This window comes from Sutterella seckii (assembly GCF_009183815.1).
Lineage (GTDB): Bacteria > Pseudomonadota > Gammaproteobacteria > Burkholderiales > Burkholderiaceae_F > Sutterella > Sutterella seckii.
The window spans coordinates 1-5101 of sequence record NZ_WEHX01000128.1 but is presented as its reverse complement, the minus strand read 5'-3'; the positions used below and the strand labels follow the sequence as shown (position 1 = coordinate 5101).

Genomic DNA, 5101 nt, shown 5'->3' with positions numbered 1-5101 from the left:
TCCGCATCTTCCGGGGTGACGGCGATGAAGCCTTCAGAACCGGCTCCCGCCCCAGCCCGGGCTGCGGCCGACTCGCCGCGCTCGCGTCGCGATGCCATTGCGAAGGCCTTGCGCGAGCAGGCCGAGAAGCGTGCCGGCATGCGGCTTGAAGACCCGGATCAGGATTATCCGGAGGATCCCGGCGCCTTCGCCGCCGATGCGGATGCCGCGATGCCGCCCGAAATGCCGGAAGGCTTCGGCGTCGATATGGCCGATGAGGAGTTCTCGGGTCTTCTCGAGGAAGCCGCAGAAAATCTTCCCGGCGACATGCCTGACGCCGATCCCGACATGCGCGGTTCGGGCCGCTTTTAAAGGCCGATTCGTCATTCCGACATGCGGAAATCAAGATTGATTACAATTTGTTACAAATAATCATTTGCCAGATCTTGATTTTCCTTGTGGTTTTCACGAATTGTCGGGTTAAAAATCCGTTCATGTGGCAAAATTTAAAACGATCCCCCCTGATTTTTTTGGGGTGCTCAGCCTGCGGAGGAGAGAGAAAAATGACATTTCTCCTTCAAAGTTCCTTCCTTCTGAGCTCTCCGGATCAGGACTGCATTTGTGAACGGCAGCTTCGGGATCCTCCGGCTTCGAGGGAAGCACAGATTTTCCCGGAGGCGGCTGCGCACTACAGACCGTCCTCTCTGAAGGAGGCTTCGGACGGGCGGCCTGTCTCACTTCTGCGGCAAGCAAAGCTTTTATGCCGCGAAGGGCCTGAGGAGAGGTACATGGCGGTGGCTAAAAAGGCAAAGAAGGATGTCGTTGCGGATGCAGCGATCGAAACGAGCTCGAAGAAGCACGGCAAGAAGAAAACCAAGGCGCCGGCGCAGCTCGAGACCTCGGGCCTTACGCTGTCCATTGAATCCGTTGAAGCTGAAAAGCCCCGCGCTCCTGCCCGGCTGAGAAAGTCCGCCAAAAAGAAGACGGCGGTCGAGGAAGCGGCCCCCGCTGAAGCTCTTCAGGAAGCGGCTTCTGCTGCAAAAACCGAGGACGCTCCCCTGAAGGAAAAAAAGACAGCCTCCCGCAAGAAGGCGGCGAAGGCGGAGGAGACTGCAGCGTCTGAGGAAGCTCCGGCGCCCGCTAAGAAAGCCCGCAAGCCGCGCGTGAAGAAGGCTTCGGAAGAAGCCGCCGCTGCGGATGCCGCAGAAGCGGAAGCCGGGAAGTCTGATGAAGGCGAGGCTGAGGAGAAGTCCGCCAAGGCTGCGAAGGCCAAAAAGGCTCCCAAGGCGGCAAAGGCGCCGAAGAAGGCGGCTGCGAAGAAAAAAACATCGAAGAAGGCGAAGAAGTCCGAAGATGCGGACGAATTCGCGGACGACGGCGGCATCGTCGACGTCATTGACGACGATGACGGGAGCGGCGACTACGAAGACATCCCGGACCTCGAGGATGTTGCCGACGTCGAGGACGTGGAGGACATCGAGCCCGAGGACGACGACGGCGAGGATGGCGCTGAGTCCGGCGCCGAACCTGAACCCGAAACCGGAGCCGCCGGAGACGGCGCCCCGAAGAAGGTGCGCCGCACGAAGAAGTCGCGCGCGGCGCGCGACAAGGCGCTTCTTGAAGCCATGCAGCACGGCTACGGCGCGCAGGAGGAGTCGAAGGAAGACCGCCGCTCTCGTCTTCTGAAGCTCATCACGCTCGGCAAGGAACGCGGCTACGTTACCTACAGCGAAATCAACGACAACATCCCCAATACGCTTCTCGACGAAGACGCGATCGAAACGATCGTAAGCATTCTCGGGAACCTCAACATCGCCGTGCACGAGGTTGCTCCCGATGAGGAGCAGCTCCTCATTCAGGGCGCCGGCGAAGCGGTAAGCGACGAGGATGCGGAGGCAGAAGCCGAAGCCGCGCTTTCGACCGTCGAGAGCGAATTCGGCCGCACGACCGACCCGGTGCGCATCTACATGCGCGAGATGGGTTCGGTGGAGCTTCTTTCGCGACAGGGCGAAATCGAGATCAGCAAGCGCATTGAGGACGGCCTCAAGCACATGGTGCTCGCCATTGCGCGCTGCCCGGCCACCGTGCGCGAGATTCTCGAGAGCGCCGAGCGCATCCGTTCGGGGTCGGCCGCAATCGACGAGATCGTCGACGGCATCGTTTCGCCCGACGACCAGAAGAACGTGCTCGGGAGCCACGAGGACGAGACCGACATGGGCGCCTCGGCCATGACCGTGGGGCAGCTTGAGGAACTGAAGGAAAAGAGCCTTCAGATCTTCGACAAGGTGGGCGAGCACTTCCATGCGCTCGTGCGCGCCTTCGACGACAAGGGACCGAAGGCCCCTGAACTCGAGCCCCTCAAGGATTCGATCCAGCAGGAGCTCATGAGCATCCGCTTCACGGCGAAGACCGCCGACCGGCTCTGCGAGTCGCTTCGCCGCACGATCGGCGACGTGCGCGCGAGCGAGCGCGCCGTCTACGACGAATACGTGCGCAAGATCGGCATTCCGCGCGACTGGTTCCTCGCCAACTTCATCCCGAACGCCACCCGCATCGGCTGGGTGGACGACGTGGCGGCGGCCTTCCCGGCGAAGGCCCAGGCCGTGCTTCACGTGCGCGCCAATGTCGAGGAGGAGCAGCGGCACCTGGCGGAACTTGAAAGATCCTCGCACATGACGGTCGACGAGCTCCTCGACACCTACAAGCAGATGGCGACGGGCGAAGCGAAGGCGAGAAACGCGAAGCGCGAGATGACGGAAGCCAATCTTCGCCTCGTGATCTCCATCGCGAAGAAGTACACGAACCGGGGACTCCAGTTCCTCGACCTCATTCAGGAAGGCAATGTCGGCCTCATGAAGGCGGTCGACAAGTTCGAATACCGCCGCGGCTACAAGTTCTCGACCTATGCGACCTGGTGGATCCGTCAGGCGATCACGCGCAGCATTGCCGACCAGGCCCGCACGATCCGCATCCCGGTGCACATGATCGAGACCATCAACCGCATGAACCGCATCACGCGCCAGGAACTTCAGGAGACCGGCGTCGAGCCCGACAGCCGCAGGCTTTCGGAACTGATGGAAATGCCCGAGGACAAGATCCTCAAGATCATGAAGATCGCGAAGGAGCCGATTTCGATGGAGACGCCGATCGGCGACGACGACGATTCGCATCTCGGCGACTTCCTTGAGGATACGCAGACGGTGGCGCCCGCGGAAGCGGTGCAGAATATGAGCCTTTCGGAAACGGTCCGGCAGGTGCTCGACAGCCTCTCGCCCCGCGAAGCGAAGGTTCTGCGCATGCGCTTCGGCATTGAAATGCAGTCCGACCATACGCTCGAGGAGGTGGGCAAGCAGTTCGACGTGACGCGCGAGCGCATCCGCCAGATCGAAACGAAGGCTCTCCGGAAGCTCCGCCATCCGAGCCGCGCCGACAAGTTGAAGAGCTTCGTCGAGGGTGAGGGAAAAGACTGAGAAAGTCCGGAAAAAAAGTTGAAAAACTGAAGGGTGCGGGTTATTCTGTGCACCCTTTTGCCGCGGCCCGATCTCTTTAGCGAAAAGAGATTTCTGGGAATGCCGGCACCACCGGAACGCACGGAGGAAGAACGAATCCGCCCGGCAGCCGAAGCGCTGCTGCGGGGATCGCTGGCGCGGAATTTTGATCCGCTTGAATGTGCGCTTCGGGCGGTTCCGGTTCTGCGGAATGCTTTTCGGGGTCAGCAGAGGCTGATCAGAACGGAAGCGCGGCGAAGGACGAGCCGGAGGTCCAGGGACTTTCTGTTCGAGGAGAAAGTTTGAATGAATGAAGCTCTGCGGCTGCATGCGCGCCATGCGGCCGGGGGCTTTTTTTCGTCCTCGACGAATCTCCCGGGCAATCCGGCAACCGCGAACGCTATTGACAGGATTTCGCCCGACGCGCGGGCTCTGTTCGCTTCATGCGGGCAGAGGCCGCGCCGAGGAAGAGCACTATGGGCAAGACGACAAAGAAGACGACTGCGGACAACGCGGATGAAGCCGTGATCGAGACGCCGGCCAAGGCTGCGGATCCGGCTGAGAAGGCTGAGGATGCGAAGGCTCTGAAGCCCGCCAAGGCTCGGAGAACGAAGAAGGCGGATGCCGAAAAGGCTGCCGACTCCGAGAAGGAAAAGCCTGCGAAGCGCAAGAAGAAGGCTGAGGCTGAGGCGTCTGACGACGCGGAGAAGCCCGCCAAGGCGAAGAAGGCCAAGAAAGAGAAGGCCGAGAAGCCCAAGAAGGCAAAGGCCTCGAAGAAGGCTGCCGCCGCTCAGGAAGAGGATTCGGACGAAAACGAATTTTCCGATGACGTCGATTCGATCGATCCGGACGACCTCGCTGAAGCCGACGACATTTCCGTTGACGATTCCGACGAGGATGCCGCTGAGGTTGATGCCTGGCAGGAAGGAAAGGTTTCCGACGACGATGCCGGCACCGACGGCGACGGCGTCCGCGAGCCGGGCGCCCAGCCCAAGAACGGCTACGGCGAACTCGTGCGCCTCGGCCGCACCCGCGGCTGGGTGACGCTTGCCGACATCAACGACTACCTTCCCGAAAGCGCGCTTCGCACTTCGGAAAACCTGCAGGAAGTGACCGAGCAGCTCGGACGCCTCGGCATTCAGGTCTTTGAAACCCCGCCCGATGAGGACGACATTCTCATCAACGGCATGGGCGGCGATACGGGCGACGACATCGACGAAGACGATGCCGCCGTGATGCTCACGCCCGAAGAGTCTGCCGGCCTCTCGAAGGATCCGCTGCGCGCGTATCTGAGGGGCGTGGGCTCCCACAAGCTCCTCACCCGTGCGGGCGAAATCGAGGTTGCGAAGTCGATCGAACAGTTCACGATCCGTCTCGTTTCGACGATCGTGCAGTACCCGAGCGCGGTTGAGGAAATCCTGCGCCTGGGCGAAGTGCTTCGCGATGAAAATACCGCGGTCGACACGGTGGTGGACGGCTTCAACGACGCCGCGCAGAAGGCGAGCGAGACGGCCGACTCCACGAACGGCGACGAGATCGCTACCGACATCGGCGCCGCCGCCATGACGGTCGACCAGCTCTCCGAAATGCGCGAGCGCGTGCTCTCGCTCTTTGACGCCGCCCGCGGCGCGCTT

The 5101-nt window shown here is 61.5% G+C and carries 2 protein-coding genes and 1 pseudogene; all 3 read left to right on the top strand.

Features of this window, described 5'->3' with window-relative positions; translation table 11 throughout:
* Positions 1–351 (top strand): annotated as a pseudogene (locus GBM95_RS12400) (hypothetical protein); the annotation flags it as partial.
* A 416-nt stretch (positions 352–767) separates the two neighbouring features.
* A complete protein-coding gene (gene rpoD / locus GBM95_RS11010) occupies positions 768–3449 on the top strand; it encodes an RNA polymerase sigma factor RpoD (RefSeq protein WP_152159139.1) in 2682 nt (893 codons plus the stop codon).
* Between the two features lie 494 nt (positions 3450–3943).
* Positions 3944–5101: RNA polymerase sigma factor region1.1 domain-containing protein (locus GBM95_RS11005; RefSeq protein ID WP_319643768.1), on the top strand; the 1158-nt coding region annotated here is incomplete at its 3' end.